Source organism: Pseudomonas sp. GW460-LB5 (genome assembly GCF_059423245.1).
The window spans coordinates 17,124-34,092 of sequence record NZ_JBWKXT010000039.1 but is presented as its reverse complement, the minus strand read 5'-3'; the positions used below and the strand labels follow the sequence as shown (position 1 = coordinate 34,092).

Sequence of the window (16,969 nt, the reverse complement as noted above, 5' to 3'; positions counted from 1 at the left end):
ATACACATTTTGTGCGGGTGATGCGTTCACCCGTTGCATTTGCTGATAGGGTTGAGCGGTCTTTGACCGGCTCCCCGAGAGGAAGGATCGGAACGTGATTGGACGTTTGCGCGGCACCCTGGCGGAGAAACAGCCGCCGCACCTGATTATCGACGTCAACGGCGTGGGTTACGAACTGGAAGTTCCCATGACTACGCTGTACCGTCTGCCCAAGGTGGGCGAACCCGTCACCGTGCACACCCATCTGGTCGTGCGCGAAGACGCCCACTTGCTCTATGGGTTTGCCGAAAAGCGCGAGCGTGAGCTGTTCCGCGAGCTTATCCGGCTCAATGGCGTGGGTCCCAAGTTGGCATTGGCGCTGATGTCCGGCCTGGAAGTCGACGAGCTGGTCCGCTGCGTGCAGGCCCAGGACACGTCGGCCCTGGTGCGCGTGCCCGGCGTCGGCAAGAAAACCGCCGAACGCCTGCTGGTCGAGCTCAAGGACCGTTTCAAGGCCTGGGAAACCTCGCCGGCCATGTTCACCCTGGTGTCCGATGGCCCGTTGCCAGCCGCCAGCGAGTCCAGCGCCGAGGCAGATGCCGTCAGTGCTTTGGTATCGCTGGGTTACAAGCCGCAGGAAGCGAGCAAGGCAATCGCTGCGATCAAGGACAAGGCCGGCCTTGGCAGTGAAGAGCTGATCCGCCGCAGCCTGAAAGGGATGATTACCAAGTGATCGAAGCCGACCGCCTGATTGCCGCCAGTGGCCGCGACCGCGAAGAGGTCCAGGACCGTGCGATTCGCCCGCTGAGCCTGGACGATTATATCGGCCAGCCGGTGGTGCGCGAGCAGATGGCACTGTTCATCCAGGCCGCCCGTGGCCGCAGCGAGTCGCTTGACCACACGCTGATTTTTGGCCCGCCCGGGCTGGGCAAGACTACTCTTGCCAACATCATTGCCCATGAAATGGGCGTGTCGGTAAAAAGCACCTCGGGGCCGATCCTCGAGCGCCCGGGCGACCTGGCAGCCATGCTGACCAACCTCGAACCGCACGACGTGCTGTTCATCGACGAGATCCACCGCTTGTCACCGGTTGTCGAAGAGGTGCTCTACCCGGCCATGGAGGACTTCCAGCTCGACATCATGATCGGCGAAGGCCCGGCGGCCCGCTCGATCAAACTCGACCTGCCACCGTTCACCCTGGTAGGGGCTACCACCCGTGCCGGCATGCTCACCAACCCGTTGCGTGACCGCTTCGGTATTGTCCAGCGCCTGGAGTTCTACAGCGACAAGGACCTGGCCACCATCGTCAGCCGTTCGGCCAACATCCTTGGCCTGGTCATCGAAGACCAGGGCGCCTACGAGATTGCCCGACGTGCCCGCGGCACTCCGCGTATCGCCAACCGCCTGCTGCGCCGCGTGCGCGACTACGCCGAGGTACGCGGCAAGGGCCAGATCACCAAGGCCGTGGCCGACATGGCGCTGAACCTGCTGGATGTCGACGAACGTGGCTTCGACCATTCCGACCGCCGCCTGCTGCTGACCATGATCGAGAAGTTCGATGGCGGCCCGGTAGGGGTGGACAACCTGGCTGCGGCCATCAGCGAAGAGCGCCATACCATCGAAGATGTGCTGGAGCCGTACCTGATCCAGCAGGGCTACATCATGCGCACGCCGCGCGGTCGCGTGGTCACCCGGCATGCCTACCTGCACTTTGGCCTGAATATTCCCGGGCGTTTGGGGGAGGGCGGTGATTTTTCCGAGCCAGGCGATGAATGACAGATCAAAAGCGACTTTTCGTGGTCCTACCGCTGGCATGCCAAGGGTGCGCTGGCAATAAGACATTAATGAAGAAAAAACAGTTGCCACAGCGGATTGGCAAGCTGAGGAGTAAGCACTAGAGTATGCGCGCGCAAAATCAGCTCGAACCGTTCGCACACCGTTGTCGCGTCTATTACGAAGATACCGATGCGGGCGGTGTGGTGTATTACGTCAACTACCTGAAATTCATGGAGCGCGCGCGCACCGAACGCTTGCGGCACCTGGGGTTTTCCCAGTCGCAGCTGGCTGAAGACAACCTGCTGTTCGTGGTCCATTCCAGCGAAGCGCGTTATCACGCGCCGGCGCGGCTGGATGACGAATTGCGGGTGACCGCGCACGTACTTGAACTCAATCGCGCCAGCCTGCGTTTTGTACAGCAGGTCTGGCGGGAAAAGGATGAAACGCTGCTTTGCGAAGGGCAGTTCCTGGTGGCCGCCGTGCGCGCCGACACTTTCAAACCCCGAGCCATACCCCCCCAGCTGCGCGACGCCTTTGCGGCGGACGGCTCGGGTAATCAATCGAATGCAGGAGAATAAGCGTGGAAGCTAACGTCGTCGACCATACCTCCATGTGGAGTCTGGTCAGCAATGCCAGCGTGGTGGTACAGCTGGTAATGCTGATTCTGGTGGCCGCCTCGGTCACCTCATGGATCATGATCTTTCAGCGCAGCACCATGCTGCGCGCTGGTCGTCGTGCGCTGGATGCCTTCGAGGAGCGCTTCTGGTCGGGCATCGACCTGTCCAAGCTGTACCGCCAGGCAGGCAGCAACCCCGACCCGGATTCTGGCGTGGAGCAGGTCTTCCGTGCCGGCTTCAAAGAGTTCTCGCGCCTGCGTCAGCAGCCGGGCGTTGACCCTGACGCGGTCATGGAAGGCGTTGGCCGTGCCATGCGCGTTGCCATCTCGCGCGAGGAAGAAAAACTCGAGCAGAGCCTGCCGTTCCTGGCCACCGTCGGTTCCACCAGCCCGTACATCGGCCTGTTTGGTACCGTATGGGGCATCATGAACTCCTTCCGCGGCCTGGCCAGTGCCCAGCAGGCCACCCTGGCAACCGTTGCCCCGGGGATCGCCGAAGCGCTGATCGCCACCGCCATTGGCCTGTTTGCAGCAATCCCGGCGGTAATCGCCTACAACCGTTTTGCCGCGCGCAGCGAAGTGCTGATCGGTCGTTACTACACCTTCGCCGACGAGTTCCAGGCGATCCTGCACCGCAAAGTGCACACCAGCGAAGAGTAATCAGGTAGAAGCCCATGGCCCGAGTTCGCCACAAACGCAAGCCCGTCGCCGAGATGAACGTGGTGCCCTACATCGACGTGATGCTGGTGCTGCTGGTCATCTTCATGGTGACGGCGCCCATGCTCAACCAGGGCGTGAAGGTCGACCTGCCCAAGGTTTCCAGTGAAGCCTTGCCGCAGGACAACAACGTCCAGATCCTCACCATTTCCATCAAGGCCGACAAAACCTACTACTGGAACCTTGGCAGCGAAGTCGATACCGACAAGCAGATGGACAAGGCCATGACCTTGCCTGACATGACCAATGCAGTGACCAAGATCATTGCTGCCGGCCGTGACCAGGGCAAGCAAACCCAGGTGTTCATTCGTGGCGACAAGGCTGTCGACTATGGCGCGGTCATGGGTGCCATGGGCGGGTTGCAGAAGGCCGGTGTCGGTAACGTTGGCCTGATTACCGAGGCGCCCTGATGCAACAGCGAGAGCCATCCGCCTCGGAAAGCTACTTCTGGCCCAGTGTCTGGGCCATCGGCCTGCATGTGCTGGTGTTCGCCATGCTGTTCGTCAGTTTTGCCATGACGCCAGAACTGCCGCCTTCCAAGCCGATTGTTCAGGCTACCCTGTACCAGCTCAAATCCAAGAGCCAGGCGACCACCCAGACCAATCAGAAGATTGCCGGGGAGGCGAAGAAAACCGCTTCGCGCCAGACCGAGGTCGAGCAACTGGAGCAGAAGAAGGTCGAACAGGAGGCCGTGAAGGCCGCGGAACAAAAGAAGGCCGACGCCGCTCAAAAGGCCGAAGAGGCTCGCGAAGCCGCCGAGGCGAAAAAAGCCGAGGACGCTGCCAAGGCTGCCGAAGCCGCCAAGGCTACCGAGGCCAAGAAAGCCGCAGAAGCCAAGAAGGCCGAAGAGGCTAAGAAGGCCGCCGAGAAGCAGCAGGCCGACATCGCCAAGAAAAAGGCCGAGGAAGAAGCCAAGAAAAAAGCCGAAGAAGAGGCCAAGAAAGAGGCCGCTGAAGAGGCGAAGAAGCAAGCCGCCGAGGACGCCAAGAAAAAGGCAGCCGAAGAGGCCAAGAAGAAAGCAGCCGAGGACGCCAAGAAGAAAGCGGCGGCCGAGGACGCCAAGAAAAAGGCAGCTGAAGAGGCCAAGAAAAAGGCCGCTGCAGACGCCCAGAAGAAAAAGGCACAGGAAGCGGCCCGCAAGGCGGCAGAAGACAAAAAAGCCCAGGCCTTGGCCGAGCTGTTGTCCGACACCACCGAGCGGCAGCAGGCGCTGGCCGACGAGCAGGGTGACCAGGTGGCCGGCGACTTCGACGACCTGATCCGCATGCGCGCGGCCGAGGGCTGGGCACGTCCGCCTTCCGCGCGCAAGGGCATGACGGTGGTCCTGCAGATCAACATGTTGCCGGACGGCACCATCACCAGTGTCAGCGTGGCCCGTTCCAGTGGTGACGGCCCGTATGACAGTTCGGCGGTGGCTGCGGTGAAGAACATTGGTCGTTTGACCGAGATGCAGGGTATGAAGCCGAGCGATTTCAACCAATATCGTTCGTTCAAGATGACATTTACACCTGAGGATCTAGCGTTGTGATTAAACGTCTGAGAGGACTGCTGGTCATGCTCTGCTGCGTGGCAGGCATGGCGGTGGCAGAGGAAAAGAACATCCTGGTCACCAGCGGCAGCGACCGGGCAACACCCATCGCGGTAGTGCCGTTCGGCTTGCAGGGCGGCAGCGTGCTGCCCGAAGACATTGCCGATATCATCGGCAACGATCTGCGCAACTCCGGGTACTACTCGCCGATTCCGCGGCAGAACATGATCAGCCAGCCGTCGCAGGCCAGCGAAGTGATCTTCCGTGACTGGAAAGCACTGGGTGCCCAGTACGTGATGGTTGGCAGCATCGTGCCGTCCGGCGGTCGCCTGCAGGTACAGTACGCGCTGTTCAACGTCGCCACCGAGCAGCAAGTGCTGACCGGTAGCGTGGCGGGCAGCACCGACCAGTTGCGTGATATGGCGCACTACATTGCCGACCAGTCGTTCGAGAAGCTCACCGGCATCAAGGGCGCGTTCTCAACCCGTATGCTGTACGTGACCGCCGAGCGTTTCTCCACCAACAACACCCGCTACACGCTGCAGCGTTCGGACTACGACGGTGCGCGTGCGGTCACCCTGCTGCAATCGCGCGAGCCGATCCTGTCGCCTCGCTTTGCACCGGATGGCAAGCGTATCGCCTATGTGTCGTTCGAGCAGAAGCGTCCGCGCATCTTCATTCAGAACATCGACACTGGCCGCCGCGAGCAGGTGACCAACTTCGAAGGCCTGAACGGTGCGCCAGCCTGGTCGCCTGATGGTTCGCGCCTGGCGTTCGTGCTGTCGAAGGACGGCAACCCTGACATCTATGTGATGAACGTGGCGTCGCGCCAGATCAGCCGAGTTACCGCAGGCCCGGGTATCAACACCGAGCCGTTCTGGGGTAAAGACGGCAATACCCTTTACTTCACGTCCGACCGTGGCGGCAAGCCGCAGATCTACAAACAATCGGTCAGCGGTGGTGGTGCCGAGCGCGTCACCTTCGTGGGTAACTACAACGCCAACCCGAAACTGTCGGCTGACGAAAAGACCCTGGTGATGATCCATCGCCAACAGGGCTTTACCAACTTCAAAGTGGCGGCACAGGACTTGCAACGCGGAAGTGTAAAGATTCTCTCGGAAACAAGTCTTGATGAGTCTCCCACTGTTGCGCCAAACGGCACCATGCTAATCTACGCCACCCGCCAGCAGGGCCGGGGAGTCTTGATGCTCGTGTCGCTTAATGGCCGCGTGAGGCTCCCACTTCCTACCGCTCAAGGCGAAGTCAGAGAACCGTCCTGGTCCCCTTACCTGAACTGATTGCGGCGTAATACGTTTTGCTTAACACACTGGGGTTTCATTAGGAGTTTCACGATGGAAATGCTGAAGTTTGGTAAATTCGCTGCGCTGGCTCTGGCCATGGCTGTAGCTGTAGGTTGCTCCTCGAAGGGCGGTGACAACGCGGGCGAAGGCGCTGCTGTAGATCCGAACGCTGGCTACGGTGCCAACACTGGCGCTGTTGACGGCTCCCTGAGCGAAGAAGCCGCCCTGCGCGCAATCACCACCTTCTACTTCGAATACGACAGCTCGGACCTGAAGCCAGAAGCCATGCGCGCTCTGGACGTTCACGCCAAGGACCTGAAGTCCAACGGCAACCGCGTTGTCCTGGAAGGCAACACCGACGAGCGCGGCACCCGCGAGTACAACATGGCTCTGGGTGAGCGTCGTGCCAAGGCCGTTCAACGCTACCTGGTTCTGCAGGGTGTTTCCCCTGCTCAGCTGGAACTGGTCTCCTACGGTGAAGAGCGTCCTGTTGCCACTGGCAACGACGAGCAATCCTGGGCTCAAAACCGTCGCGTAGAACTGCGTAAGTAAGTTCTTATGCGTATGTGCCGCCGTGTAGTAACCGTCCTCGCACTCAGCCTGCCGCTCGCGGCCTGGGCTGAGGTCCCTGTAGTAGATGACAACGCAGGCAGCTATCCGCCTGTGGGTTATGGCACGAGCGGCGCCTATGCCGGGTCAGGGGCTTCGGCCCCTGCCTCTGCACAGGGCCAGCTGTTCATGCAGCTGCAACAGATGCAGGACCAGCTTTCCCGCCAGCAAGGCATCATCGAAGAGCTGCAGAACGATGTGTCGCGCATGAAGCAGGAAAACCTGGAGCGATACCAGGACCTGGACCGTCGCATCAACAGTGGCGCTGCACCTGCCGCGACCCCTGACAATTCCTCCGGTGGTGGTGCTTCAAATGCCGCCCCCGCTGCAGCAGCTGGTGCTGCTGCGCAACAACCGGCCGCCAGTAGCGAGCCTGGTGATCCCGCGAAAGAAAAGCTCTACTACGATGCTGCTTTCGACCTGATCAAGCAGAAAGACTTCGACAAGGCCAGCCAGGCCTTCAATGCCTTCCTGCGCAAGTACCCCAACAGCCAGTACGCCGGCAACGCCCAGTACTGGCTGGGTGAAGTGAACCTGGCCAAAGGCGACCTTCCGGCTGCCAGCCAGGCCTTCGCCCAGGTCAGCCAGAAGTATCCCAAGCACAGCAAGGTGCCGGATTCGCTGTACAAACTGGCCGATGTCGAGCGCCGCATGGGCCACACCGACAAGGTCAAGGGCATCCTGCAGCAGGTCATCACCCAGTACCCCGGCACCTCCGCCGCGCAGCTGGCCCAGCGTGACTTGCAGAAGCTCTGAGCCCTGCAGCTGTACCGCTCGAAAGAAACCCGCGCCAGTCGCGGGTTTTTTCGTTAGAATCACTGCCCTTTTTTCGTAAACACGCTGCTGCGGATAACGCCATGTCGAGTCCGCGACAGTGCCTGACGGAGGCGGACAGCCTGTTTAGCTGTCACGCCCGTGGCGAGCATGCAAGACACATTACGCATCACAGAAGTCTTTTACTCTTTGCAGGGTGAAACGCGAACGGCTGGCCTGCCCACCGTATTCGTGCGCCTTACCGGCTGCCCCCTGCGCTGCCAGTACTGCGACAGTGCCTATGCCTTCACTGGCGGCACTGTTCGTACCCTCGATTCGATCCTTGAGCAGGTTGCCGGCTTCAAGCCTCGCTACGTGTGCGTGACAGGTGGCGAGCCGCTGGCCCAGCCGAATGCCTTGCCGTTGCTGCAACGACTGTGCGACGCCGGCTATGAGGTCTCGCTGGAGACCAGTGGCGCCCTGGATATCTCGGGCACCGATGTGCGCGTCAGCCGTGTGGTCGACCTCAAGACCCCTGGGTCGGAAGAGTCCCACCGTAACCGCTACGAGAACATCGAGCAGCTCACCCGCAACGACCAGGTCAAGTTCGTCATCTGCTCGCGCGAGGACTATGACTGGGCTGTCTCCAAGTTGATCCAGTACAACCTGGCCGAGCGCGCCGGCGAGGTGCTGTTTTCGCCAAGCCACCACCAGGTGAGCGCAAGCGACCTGGCCGACTGGATCGTTGCCGACAACCTGCCCGTACGTTTCCAGCTGCAGTTGCACAAGCTGCTGTGGAACGACGAACCCGGACGTTGATTGAGAGTAAAAGCACATGACTGAGAAACGCGCGGTAATCCTGCTGTCTGGCGGCCTTGATTCCGCCACCGTCGTAGCCATGGCCAAGGCCGAAGGCTACAGCTGCTACACCATGAGCTTCGACTATGGCCAACGCCACCGTGCCGAGCTGAATGCAGCTGCCCGTGTCGCCCGGGACCTGGGCGTGGTCGAGCACAAGGTAATCGGCCTGAACCTCGACGGTATCGGTGGTTCGGCGTTGACCGACAGCAGCATCGACGTACCTGAAGCCCCAAGCGAAGGCATCCCGGTCACCTACGTGCCGGCGCGAAATACCGTGTTCCTGTCGCTGGCCCTGGGCTGGGCAGAAGTGCTGGAGGCGCGTGACATCTTCATCGGCGTCAATGCCGTGGATTACTCCGGTTATCCCGATTGCCGTCCCGAGTTTGTCGAAGCCTTCGAGCGCATGGCCAACCTGGCTACCAAGGCGGGCGTAGAAGGGCAGGGCTTCCGTATTCAGGCGCCGCTGCAAAACATGAGCAAGGCGCAGATCGTGCAGGCCGGCATGGCCCGTGGCGTGGATTACAGCCTGACCGTTTCCTGCTACCAGGCCGACGATGATGGCCGCGCCTGTGGCAAATGCGACAGCTGCCGCCTGCGCGCCGACGGCTTCAAGGCGGCTGAGGTACCAGACCCTACGCGGTATGTTTGAAAAAAATGTGATGGGGTATTGATTTCTCTTTAGAAATCAGTATTATACGCGCCATCAATCGGGTCGTTAGCTCAGTTGGTAGAGCAGTTGGCTTTTAACCAATTGGTCGTAGGTTCGAATCCTACACGACCCACCATACGCAGTACGTCAAAGCCCGCTACCAGAAATGGTCGCGGGCTTTTTCGTTTTCGCGATCCTGGGGCGCACAGCGCTCCCAGCTTACTCGGCCCACTCGGGGTCGCCTGTGAATACCACCGTCAGCCAGCGGTCCGGCCCTTCACCGCCTACTGCATCACCAATCTCGTTGCGCCACGTATCCCATTCATCGATGGTCTTTGCGGCCATTGTCTTTGGCACGATGAAATACAGCTCAATCTCTCGTGAGCGCCCAACCTTGGCGACATAGGCACGGTACGACTGCAGCCCGTGGCGGGCGACAAAGGCCTTGGCCACTTCATCGACGTGCAGCTTGAGGTCGCCGGGGGTAACCAGAAAGATTTCAGACAGCGCCTGGCGGACCACCGACAGCGGCAGCGGAATGATCACCAGGCACACCAGCGCCAGCACCGCCGGGTCGATGTACGGCGACACCCACTCCAGCGATGTGCCTTGCACCGCGTAACCAAAGCAGAAGGCGATCAGCAACGCGGCGGTGATGCTGGCCGACATCACCCAGCCCTTGACGTCCATGCGCACGAAGTCTGACTTCAGCTTGCGGTTGGCGCGGGCTTCGACGACGGCGATGGTCACGCAGGTGATTACGGTCAGCACGGCATAGACCATGGCAATACCGAACTCCAGGTGACGCCCGCCTTGCAACAGGCTGCTGACGGCGTTGATCAGCGCGTAGATGGCCACGCCGCTAAGCAGGATGCCGTTGAGTGCCAGGACCATCGGTTCCAGGTGCCAGAAGCCCATGGTGAAACGCTCACGCAGCTTGCGTGACATCTGCACGCTGGTGGTGTGCGAGGTAATCAGCTTGACCACTACAAGTGAAAGGCCGCTCATGCTGGCGTCGACCAGCGAGTACACGCCGTCGAAGACGATGGAGAATGAGCCGGAGGCCAGGCCGAAGGCGATGCCGATGGTGGCGATGAACAGGGTGACGGCAATCGAGGTGCGTAACAGGCCCTGTTCGCTGGTGATGTCGAAGAAGGTGGATCGGGTTGCGGTTTGCATGACGTGTGCTCAGTAAAAACGATAATGCTGTGGTGGCTGTACGGGCTTCTTCGCGGGCACGCCCGCTCCCGCCGAGCCTGCGTTGGCCTGGAAGGCGACCACGCACCTGTGGGAGCGGGCGTGCCCGCGAAAGGGCCCTTGCAGGTTAGACGCGGAATTGCTCCATCAGCGCCTGTTGCTGGTTGGCCAGCCGGTTCAGCGCCTGGCTGATGCGCGCCGATTCGTCGGCCTGGCCAGCCAGTGATTCTGTCACATCCCGGATGCCGGCCACGTTACGGTTCACTTCCTCGGCCACCGCGCTCTGTTCTTCGGCCGCAGAGGCAATCTGCAGGTTCATGTCGCTGATCACAGTCACCGCCTCGCCAATGCGCTGCAGTGCAGGCAGCGCCTGTTCCATGCGTGCCGCGCTGGCCTGGGCCTGGCGCTGGCCTTCGTGCATGGCGCCCACGACATCTTGGGTGCCTTGCTGCAGGCCTTCGATGACCTGGCGAATTTCCTCCACCGACACCTGCGTGCGCTGGGCCAGGCCGCGCACCTCATCGGCGACCACGGCAAAACCACGCCCGGCTTCGCCCGCACGGGCGGCTTCGATGGCTGCATTGAGTGCCAGCAGGTTGGTCTGCTCGGCGATGGTGCGAATCACCTCCAGCACCGAGCCTATCTGGCCGCTGCGACCCTCCAGTGCGCGGGCCTCGTCCATGGCAGTGTTCATGCCGGCGGCCAGGCGGTCGATGCCCTGGCGGGTGCTGTCGATCAGTTGCAGGCCTTCGCGGCTGGCCTGGTCGGCGGCCCGTGCGGCCTGGGCCGCCTGTGAGGCATTGTGTGCAACATCCAGGGCGGTGGCGCTCATCTCGTTGGCCGCCGTGGCCACTTGCTCGATTTCACGGTGCTGCTGCTGCATGCCGTTGCTGGTCTGGCTGGCGATGGCGGCAGACTGGTCGGCGGTGCCGCGGGCCTCCTGCAGCGAGCCCTTGACCTGAGCGATGACGGGTTGCAGTTTGTCGAGGAAGCGGTTGAACCAGTGGGTGAGCTGGCCCAGTTCGTCCTGGCGGGCGTAGTCCAGGCGGCGCGTGAGGTCGCCTTCGCCGCTGGCAATATCTTGCAGGCGTGCGGCCACGGCCAGTATTGGCCGGGTGACGCCGCGTGCGGTCAACCACACCAGCAGCAAGCCTGCGATGGCAGCGCCAAGGCCGATCAGCAGGCTGTTGAGGTTGGCATTCTGGCTATGGGCGTCCAGGCGCTGGTTGAGGGCTACGGCGGGTGCCTGCAGCACGCTTTCCGGCAGTTCCAGCAACACCTGCCAAGGGGCTGCGCCAGGGATCGGGGCGAAGGGGTGGGCCACGCGCAGCAGGCCGTCGGCTACTGCATTGTCCATGGGCTTACCGAGCACGCTGGCGTCACGACTGTTGCCAGCCAGCAGGCCGGCTGCGCTGGCAATACTCACATGGCCCTGGCCATCGAACAGCTCGCGGCGGCCGTCCAGGCTCAGTTGCTGCAGGTTGGCCAGGCCAATGTCCAGGCCGACCACGCCGACAACCTTGCCCTGTTCCAGCAGTGGCAGGGCGATGCTGGTCATCAGCACCTGACGGCCATTGACCTCGTCGAGGTACGGTTCGAGCATGCAGGTAGTGGCGGTGTCCTGCGGGCAGGTCAGCCAACGGTTCTTCGCTGCGCCGTTGCTGCCAATGCTGGCATCGCCAAGCATGGCTTCCGGCATGGCTTCAAGTTCCAGGGCGCCGGGGCGCGGTTGTGACCAGTACAACGAGAAACGCCCGCGTTCATTGCTACCCATCGCCTCCTGGCCAAGGTGCTGGCTGTCCTGCTGGTCCAGCGCGTTGGGCTGGAACACCAGGTACAGGCCGATTACATCCGGGTTGCCGGCCAGGCTGGCACGGGCCTGGCGCGTCAGCTCGGCGCGAAGGTCACTGCCGCCTCGGGCCTTGAGTACCTGCACCAGGCGGGCAAAGCCATTGGCGTACTGATAGGCGTCCATGAAGTAGCGCTGCACCCGCAGGGCCTGGGTTTGCGCGTGGGCCTGCAGGCGCTGGCGCGCACTGTTGTCGAGCATGGCGGTGCTGGCCTGGCTGACCAAGGCAGCGCTGCGCTGCGCCTGGGTCAGCGAGGTGGCCACCAGCAAGGCGACGATGGCCAGCAGGCACAGGCCGGCGAGCAGGGTGATCTTCCACTGGATGGAGAGGCGACGCAGCGGCATGAGGGCTTTCCTTTTCGGGCAAGTACAACGCCCGCGGTCAGGCGCGGGCGTTGTCGGCAGCGTGGGTCATTCGGCGATGTAGTTGGGCGGTGCCGACCGGAAGGCTTTGGTCAGCCAGCCCAGGTAGATCAAACCGAGCGTTGCCCAGATGCCGCCAAACATCAGCGAGTGCACATTCAGGTCCAGCCACAGCGAGACGATGATGCAGAAGCCGATGGTAGGCAGCACCAGGTACTTCAGTTGGTTGGCCAGGCCTTTGCGGTTGCCTTCGCGCAGGTAGCAGTGGTTGATCACCGACAGGTTGACGAAGCTGAATGCGACCAGTGCGCCGAAGTTGATGATCGAGGTCGCGGTAACCAGGTCGAAGAAGATCGCTGACAGCGAAATCAGCCCCACCACCGCAATGTTCAGCACCGGCGTCTTGTAGCGCGAGTGCAGGCGGGCAAAGAGGCTGGCGGGGATCACGTTGTCGCGGCCCATCACGTACAGCAGGCGCGACACGCTGGTTTGCGAAGCCAGGCCAGACGCGATGGTGTTGATCACGGTGCAGGCGATGAATACCGACTGGAACAGCTTGCCGCCGACGTACAGGGCGATTTCCGGCAGGGCCGCTTCCTGGTCGTGGAAGCGCGCCATGGTCGGGAAGTAGGCCTGGATGAAGTACGACACGGTGATGAACACCACGCCACCGATCAGTGCGGTCAGGAAGATCGCCCGTGGGATCGTCTTGGCCGGGTCACGGGTTTCTTCGGACAGGCAGGTGACCGCGTCGAAGCCCAGGAACGAGAAGCACAGGATGGTGGCACCGGCAGCCAGCGCGCTGAGGTGGGTCTGGCTGTCGGCGAACGGCAGCAAGCTCCAGGTGGTGCCCAGCCCTTCACCCTGGCCCAGGCCGCGCACGCACAAGTAGATGAACACGGCGATGATCGCCACCTGAACGCCTACAAACAGCAGGTTGAAGTGCGCCACCAGGTTCACGCTGCGCATGTTGATCAGGCTGATCAAGGTGACGAAGCCGACGACCCACAGCCACTCTGGTACTTCAGGGAACATGGCCGAGAGGTACAGCTTGGCCAGCAGCGCGTTGACCATCGGCAGCAGCAGGTAATCCAGCAGCGACGACCAGCCGACCAGGAAGCCCACATGCGGGTTGATCGCACGTTGTGTGTAGGTATACGCCGAGCCCGACTGCGGAAAGCGTTTTACCAGGGTGCCGTAGCTTACGGCGGTGAACAGGATGCCCGCCAGCGCCAGGATGTAGGCGCTGGGCACATGGCCGGCGGTGATGCCGCTGACGATGCCGAAGGTGTCGAACACGGTCATTGGGGTCAGGTAGGCCAGGCCAATGATGATCACGTGCCAGAGGCGCAGGGTTTTGCGAAGTTGGCCGTTGCCGGAAGCGCTGTGATCAGGCTGCATGCTGACATGGCTCCTGGTGCTGGGCGTAAACGGCGGGCACGGTGTATTGCGCATACGGCAAGGGCGAGCGGGTGGGCTCCATGTTGTTCACCTTTTTTGTAGGAGCAGCAGAAGGCGCGGGGGACGCGCTAAGTGGTGAAAATAAAAAACGATGGGTAGGTTGGTGTCAAGTTAAACATGACAAGATGTTACTGAATTGAAATATTTATCGATTTATAAGGGGTTTTGTTCGGTTTTTGCGCGTTTTTTTGCGGTTTTGATCAATTTGAATGTTCGTAAAAATTAACGAATGTGCCTCCCGTGGATGCGTGTCAGATGGTTCTGAAAAATGGATTTCTCGGTGAAGGCTGGCCCTCGTCTTCCATCGCAGTGTTAATCTTCGCCTCCTGCGTGGCCTTTGCTCGCCCAATGAAGCCCTTACGGACAATCGGTTCTATTCATGAAGAAATCAGTTGGCATTCTTTCCGGCCTGGCGATCGCCATTGCCGTCGCATCTACCGCTGGCGCCTGGTACACCGGCAAGCAACTGCCAGCCGAACTGGACAACGCCGTTGCCCGCAGCAACGCCGAACTCAAGAAGGCCCTGGTGACCACCGGCGGCAGCATGAGCATCGAACGGGTATCGCTGGAGCAGCATTTCTTCAGCACTACCGCCCAGTACCGGCTCAAGGCCCGCGACATAAACCTGGGTGAAGGCGAGGTGGTAAATTTCGACGTGGGCGTGACCGACCAGATTGAGCACGGCCCCTTTCCCTGGTCGCGGGTAAAGGCGTTGAAGCTGATGCCGGTGATGGCGGTCAGCAACAGCACCTTGCAGAAGGACGATGCCACCGCCGCGTGGTTCGCTGCCGCAGGCGAGCAGGCCCCGATCAGTGCACAGACCAGCCTGGGGTACGGCGGCAGTGTGGCCAGCCAGGTCCGGCTGGCGCCGGTCAAGCTTGACGAGGCGGACGGCAACAGCCTCGACTTCTCGGGTATGCAGCTGGAGGTCAGTGGCGACAAGGAGGGCAAGGCTTCGAAATTCCACGGGCAGGCCGACCGTTTCGTGATGAAACTTGTGCGCGATGATCAGCCGCCTGCCACGTTCGAACTCAAAGGCCTGAAGGTTGGCGGCAACTTGGCCGCCACCCCGCACGACACTGTCTATGTGGGTAACGTCGACCTGGCGCTGGCCGAAACCAAGGTCACCCTGGGGCCGAAACAGCAGGTGCTGCAGATCAAGGGCCTGGAGCAGAATGTCCTGCAAGCCCTCGATGGCCCGGATACCGTGGGCGGTCGCGTGGAGTACAAGGTCGGCGACATGACCTGGGATGGCCGTGCGGTGGGCAAGGCGCAGATGGTGGTGAGTGTCACCTCGGTCAACGCACCGGCATTGCAGGCGTTGTCGAAGTGGTACCAGGCGCACTTGCCGGAGTTCGAGGCAGCGTCTGCCGCTGGCCAGCCTGTACCGCAGATCCGCATGGACGACGCTGAGAAGGCCAAATTCCAGGGCGACCTGCGGCAACTGCTGGCCGCCAGGCCCAAGGTGGCGATAGAAAACCTGGCGTTCAAGACCGCCAATGGCGAGAGCCGTTTCAACCTGTCGATGGCCTTCGCCGCCCCAGCCAGCTTCGATCTGCCGCCAGACCAGTTGAGCAAGCAACTGATCACCGAGGTGAAGGGCAAGCTATCGCTCTCCAAGCCGATGATGGGTGACCTGGCGACCTTGCAGGCGCTGCTGGATGGCCAGACTGATGCCCAGGCGATTGCCATGCAATCGAGCCAGGCGGGGGAGATGGTCGGCATGATGGCGCTGCAAAGTGGCCTGGCCACCGTTGAAGGCAACGATGTGGTGAGCAGCCTGCACTATGCCGATGGCATGGTCGACTTCAACGGCAGGAAAATGACCGTGGAAGCGTTTGCCATGCTCATGGCAGCGCACCTGGCAGCACTGTCGCCGCAGGGTTGACACCCGCTTTGTCAGGCAACGCTGTTTTGTAGGAGCGGCCTTGAGTCGAAAGGGCTGCTCCTACACAACGCTCATTGCAGTCGCTCGGGTGACAACACAAAAACCACTTTAGTAATCGCTGGATTGTCTGTAGCCTTCGGCCTCCGATAATAATCCGCGCCCGCAGAGGGCCGTGGCGGCCTGCGTGCCGTCCGGCACCCTTAGCCGATCTGTCAGGGCCGGGTGATACACTCGATTTGATGCGCGCGCGCGCCTGCAGGTCCAGCGATCATGACCCAGATTTCCGAACGCCTGTTGGTTCAGGCTCACCTCGACGCCAAGCAGCCCAACCCGCTGACAGCCGAGCAGGAGGCCGAATACCGTGCGGCCATCGCTGCCGAGCTCAAGGCCCAGAACGCCGTGCTGGTTGCCCACTATTACTGCGACCCTGTCATCCAGGCCTTGGCTGAAGAAACCGGCGGCTGCGTGTCCGATTCGCTGGAGATGGCCCGCTTTGGCAAAAATCACCCGGCCGAAACGGTGATCGTGGCCGGTGTGCGCTTCATGGGCGAAACCGCAAAAATCCTCACCCCGGAAAAACGCGTGCTGATGCCCACCCTGGAGGCCACCTGCTCGCTCGACCTGGGCTGCCCAGTTGAAGAGTTCTCAGCCTTCTGCGACCAGCACCCCGAGCGCACTGTGGTGGTCTATGCCAACACTTCGGCTGCCGTGAAGGCCCGTGCCGACTGGGTGGTGACTTCAAGCTGCGCGCTGGAAATCGTCGAAAGCCTGATGGATAACGGCGAAACCATCATCTGGGGCCCAGACCAGCACCTGGGCCGTTACATCCAGAAGCAGACCGGTGCCGACATGCTGCTGTGGGACGGTGCCTGCATCGTTCACGAAGAGTTCAAGTCGCGCCAGTTGGCCGACATGAAGGCGCTGTACCCGGACGCAGCGATCCTGGTGCACCCCGAGTCGCCTGAAGCGGTGATCGAGTTGGCCGATGCGGTGGGGTCCACCAGCCAACTGATCAAGGCGGCGCAAACCCTGCCAAACAAGACCTTCATCGTCGCCACCGACCGCGGCATCTTCTACAAGATGCAGCAGTTGTGCCCGGACAAGGAGTTTGTCGAAGCCCCCACCGCTGGCAACGGTGCGGCATGCCGCAGCTGTGCGCACTGCCCGTGGATGGCGATGAACACCCTGGAGCGGGTGCTGGACTGCCTGCGTAATGGCAGCAACGAGATTTTTGTCGACCCGGCCCTGGTGCCCAAGGCGATCAAGCCGCTGAATCGCATGCTGGACTTCACCCAGGCGGCGCGCCTGAAGCTGTCCGGTAACGCCTGAGATCGCTGGGTCTTTGTGGGAGCGGGCTTGCCCCGCGAACACCGGCGAAGCCGGTGCCAGGCACGGCGTGCCCCCCCCTTCGCGGGGCAAGCC

The 16,969-nt window shown here is 61.6% G+C and carries 16 protein-coding genes and 1 tRNA gene; 14 read left to right on the top strand and 3 right to left on the bottom strand.

The window, feature by feature from the left end; translation table 11 throughout:
* Positions 1-94 precede the first annotated feature (94 nt).
* The 12 genes from ruvA to AC07XM_RS21285 all read left to right on the top strand — a co-directional run bounded on the left by ruvA (position 95) and on the right by AC07XM_RS21285 (position 8,925).
* Complete coding sequence (gene ruvA, locus AC07XM_RS21340; protein WP_016488654.1) at positions 95-712, top strand: Holliday junction branch migration protein RuvA; 618 nt, start codon at positions 95-97, stop codon at positions 710-712.
* Positions 709-1,755, top strand: coding sequence for a Holliday junction branch migration DNA helicase RuvB (gene ruvB, locus AC07XM_RS21335; RefSeq protein ID WP_016488653.1), 1,047 nt, complete (start codon positions 709-711; stop codon positions 1,753-1,755). Before ruvA ends, ruvB begins: the two co-directional genes overlap by 4 nt.
* Positions 1,756-1,880: 125 nt before the next feature.
* The gene (gene ybgC, locus AC07XM_RS21330; RefSeq protein WP_016488652.1) at positions 1,881-2,333 is read left to right on the top strand and encodes a tol-pal system-associated acyl-CoA thioesterase; all 453 of its coding nucleotides are present in this window, start codon (positions 1,881-1,883) and stop codon (positions 2,331-2,333) included.
* A 2-nt stretch (positions 2,334-2,335) separates the two neighbouring features.
* Entirely contained in the window at positions 2,336-3,031 is a 696-nt protein-coding gene (tolQ, locus tag AC07XM_RS21325) for a protein TolQ (RefSeq protein WP_008090219.1), read from the top strand.
* A gap of 14 nt (positions 3,032-3,045) precedes the next feature.
* Positions 3,046-3,498, top strand: a complete 453-nt coding sequence (gene tolR / locus AC07XM_RS21320) for a protein TolR (protein WP_012273765.1) — start codon at positions 3,046-3,048, stop codon at positions 3,496-3,498.
* Positions 3,498-4,616 (top strand): cell envelope integrity protein TolA, encoded by a 1,119-nt coding sequence (gene tolA / locus AC07XM_RS21315; protein ID WP_016488651.1) that lies wholly within the window; start codon positions 3,498-3,500, stop codon positions 4,614-4,616. Before tolR ends, tolA begins: the two co-directional genes overlap by 1 nt.
* 26 nt (positions 4,617-4,642) lie before the next feature.
* Entirely contained in the window at positions 4,643-5,914 is a 1,272-nt protein-coding gene (gene tolB, locus AC07XM_RS21310) for a Tol-Pal system beta propeller repeat protein TolB (RefSeq protein WP_012273763.1), read from the top strand.
* A gap of 54 nt (positions 5,915-5,968) precedes the next feature.
* Positions 5,969-6,469, top strand: a complete 501-nt coding sequence (gene pal / locus AC07XM_RS21305; protein WP_012273762.1) for a peptidoglycan-associated lipoprotein Pal — start codon at positions 5,969-5,971, stop codon at positions 6,467-6,469.
* A 6-nt stretch (positions 6,470-6,475) separates the two neighbouring features.
* On the top strand, positions 6,476-7,282 hold the full coding sequence (gene ybgF, locus AC07XM_RS21300) for a tol-pal system protein YbgF (RefSeq protein WP_016488650.1): 807 nt from the start codon (positions 6,476-6,478) through the stop codon (positions 7,280-7,282).
* Positions 7,283-7,450: 168 nt separating this feature from the next.
* On the top strand, positions 7,451-8,098 hold the full coding sequence (gene queE, locus AC07XM_RS21295; protein WP_016488649.1) for a 7-carboxy-7-deazaguanine synthase QueE: 648 nt from the start codon (positions 7,451-7,453) through the stop codon (positions 8,096-8,098).
* 16 nt (positions 8,099-8,114) lie between these two features.
* Positions 8,115-8,789: a 7-cyano-7-deazaguanine synthase QueC gene (gene queC / locus AC07XM_RS21290; RefSeq protein ID WP_016488648.1), complete on the top strand. Its 675-nt coding sequence runs from the start codon at positions 8,115-8,117 to the stop codon at positions 8,787-8,789.
* Between the two features lie 60 nt (positions 8,790-8,849).
* Positions 8,850-8,925, top strand: a tRNA-Lys gene (locus AC07XM_RS21285).
* Between the two features lie 83 nt (positions 8,926-9,008).
* Here AC07XM_RS21285 and AC07XM_RS21280 read toward each other — a convergent pair.
* The 3 genes from AC07XM_RS21280 to AC07XM_RS21270 form a co-directional block, all read right to left on the bottom strand.
* Positions 9,009-9,968: a cation diffusion facilitator family transporter gene (locus tag AC07XM_RS21280; protein ID WP_016488647.1), complete on the bottom strand. Its 960-nt coding sequence runs from the start codon at positions 9,966-9,968 to the stop codon at positions 9,009-9,011.
* A 145-nt stretch (positions 9,969-10,113) separates the two neighbouring features.
* Positions 10,114-12,180: a methyl-accepting chemotaxis protein gene (locus AC07XM_RS21275; protein WP_070086902.1), complete on the bottom strand. Its 2,067-nt coding sequence runs from the start codon at positions 12,178-12,180 to the stop codon at positions 10,114-10,116.
* 66 nt (positions 12,181-12,246) lie between these two features.
* The gene (locus AC07XM_RS21270) at positions 12,247-13,599 is read right to left on the bottom strand and encodes an APC family permease (protein WP_016488645.1); all 1,353 of its coding nucleotides are present in this window, start codon (positions 13,597-13,599) and stop codon (positions 12,247-12,249) included.
* A gap of 439 nt (positions 13,600-14,038) precedes the next feature.
* On the opposite strand from AC07XM_RS21270, the gene AC07XM_RS21265 reads away from it, so the two are divergent.
* Together AC07XM_RS21265 and nadA are read left to right on the top strand one after the other, a co-directional pair.
* Entirely contained in the window at positions 14,039-15,547 is a 1,509-nt protein-coding gene (locus tag AC07XM_RS21265) for a YdgA family protein (RefSeq protein WP_102689818.1), read from the top strand.
* Positions 15,548-15,817: 270 nt separating this feature from the next.
* A complete protein-coding gene (gene nadA / locus AC07XM_RS21260) occupies positions 15,818-16,876 on the top strand; it encodes a quinolinate synthase NadA (protein WP_019472564.1) in 1,059 nt (352 codons plus the stop codon).
* Positions 16,877-16,969: the final 93 nt, after the last annotated feature.

What these genes read in the sequence shown, in the direction of transcription:
- ybgC (WP_016488652.1), top strand. Translation starts at nt 1,881, where the DNA reads ATGCGCGCGCAAAATCAGCTCGAACCGTTCGCACACCGTTGTCGCGTC.
- tolR (WP_012273765.1), top strand. Translation starts at nt 3,046, where the DNA reads ATGGCCCGAGTTCGCCACAAACGCAAGCCCGTCGCCGAGATGAACGTG.
- tolA (WP_016488651.1), top strand. Translation starts at nt 3,498, where the DNA reads ATGCAACAGCGAGAGCCATCCGCCTCGGAAAGCTACTTCTGGCCCAGT.
- tolB (WP_012273763.1), top strand. Translation starts at nt 4,643, where the DNA reads ATGCTCTGCTGCGTGGCAGGCATGGCGGTGGCAGAGGAAAAGAACATC.
- pal (WP_012273762.1), top strand. Translation starts at nt 5,969, where the DNA reads ATGGAAATGCTGAAGTTTGGTAAATTCGCTGCGCTGGCTCTGGCCATG.
- ybgF (WP_016488650.1), top strand. Translation starts at nt 6,476, where the DNA reads ATGCGTATGTGCCGCCGTGTAGTAACCGTCCTCGCACTCAGCCTGCCG.
- queE (WP_016488649.1), top strand. Translation starts at nt 7,451, where the DNA reads ATGCAAGACACATTACGCATCACAGAAGTCTTTTACTCTTTGCAGGGT.
- queC (WP_016488648.1), top strand. Translation starts at nt 8,115, where the DNA reads ATGACTGAGAAACGCGCGGTAATCCTGCTGTCTGGCGGCCTTGATTCC.
- AC07XM_RS21280 (WP_016488647.1), bottom strand. Translation starts at nt 9,968, where the DNA reads ATGCAAACCGCAACCCGATCCACCTTCTTCGACATCACCAGCGAACAG.
- AC07XM_RS21275 (WP_070086902.1), bottom strand. Translation starts at nt 12,180, where the DNA reads ATGCCGCTGCGTCGCCTCTCCATCCAGTGGAAGATCACCCTGCTCGCC.
- AC07XM_RS21270 (WP_016488645.1), bottom strand. Translation starts at nt 13,599, where the DNA reads ATGCAGCCTGATCACAGCGCTTCCGGCAACGGCCAACTTCGCAAAACC.
- AC07XM_RS21265 (WP_102689818.1), top strand. Translation starts at nt 14,039, where the DNA reads ATGAAGAAATCAGTTGGCATTCTTTCCGGCCTGGCGATCGCCATTGCC.
- nadA (WP_019472564.1), top strand. Translation starts at nt 15,818, where the DNA reads ATGACCCAGATTTCCGAACGCCTGTTGGTTCAGGCTCACCTCGACGCC.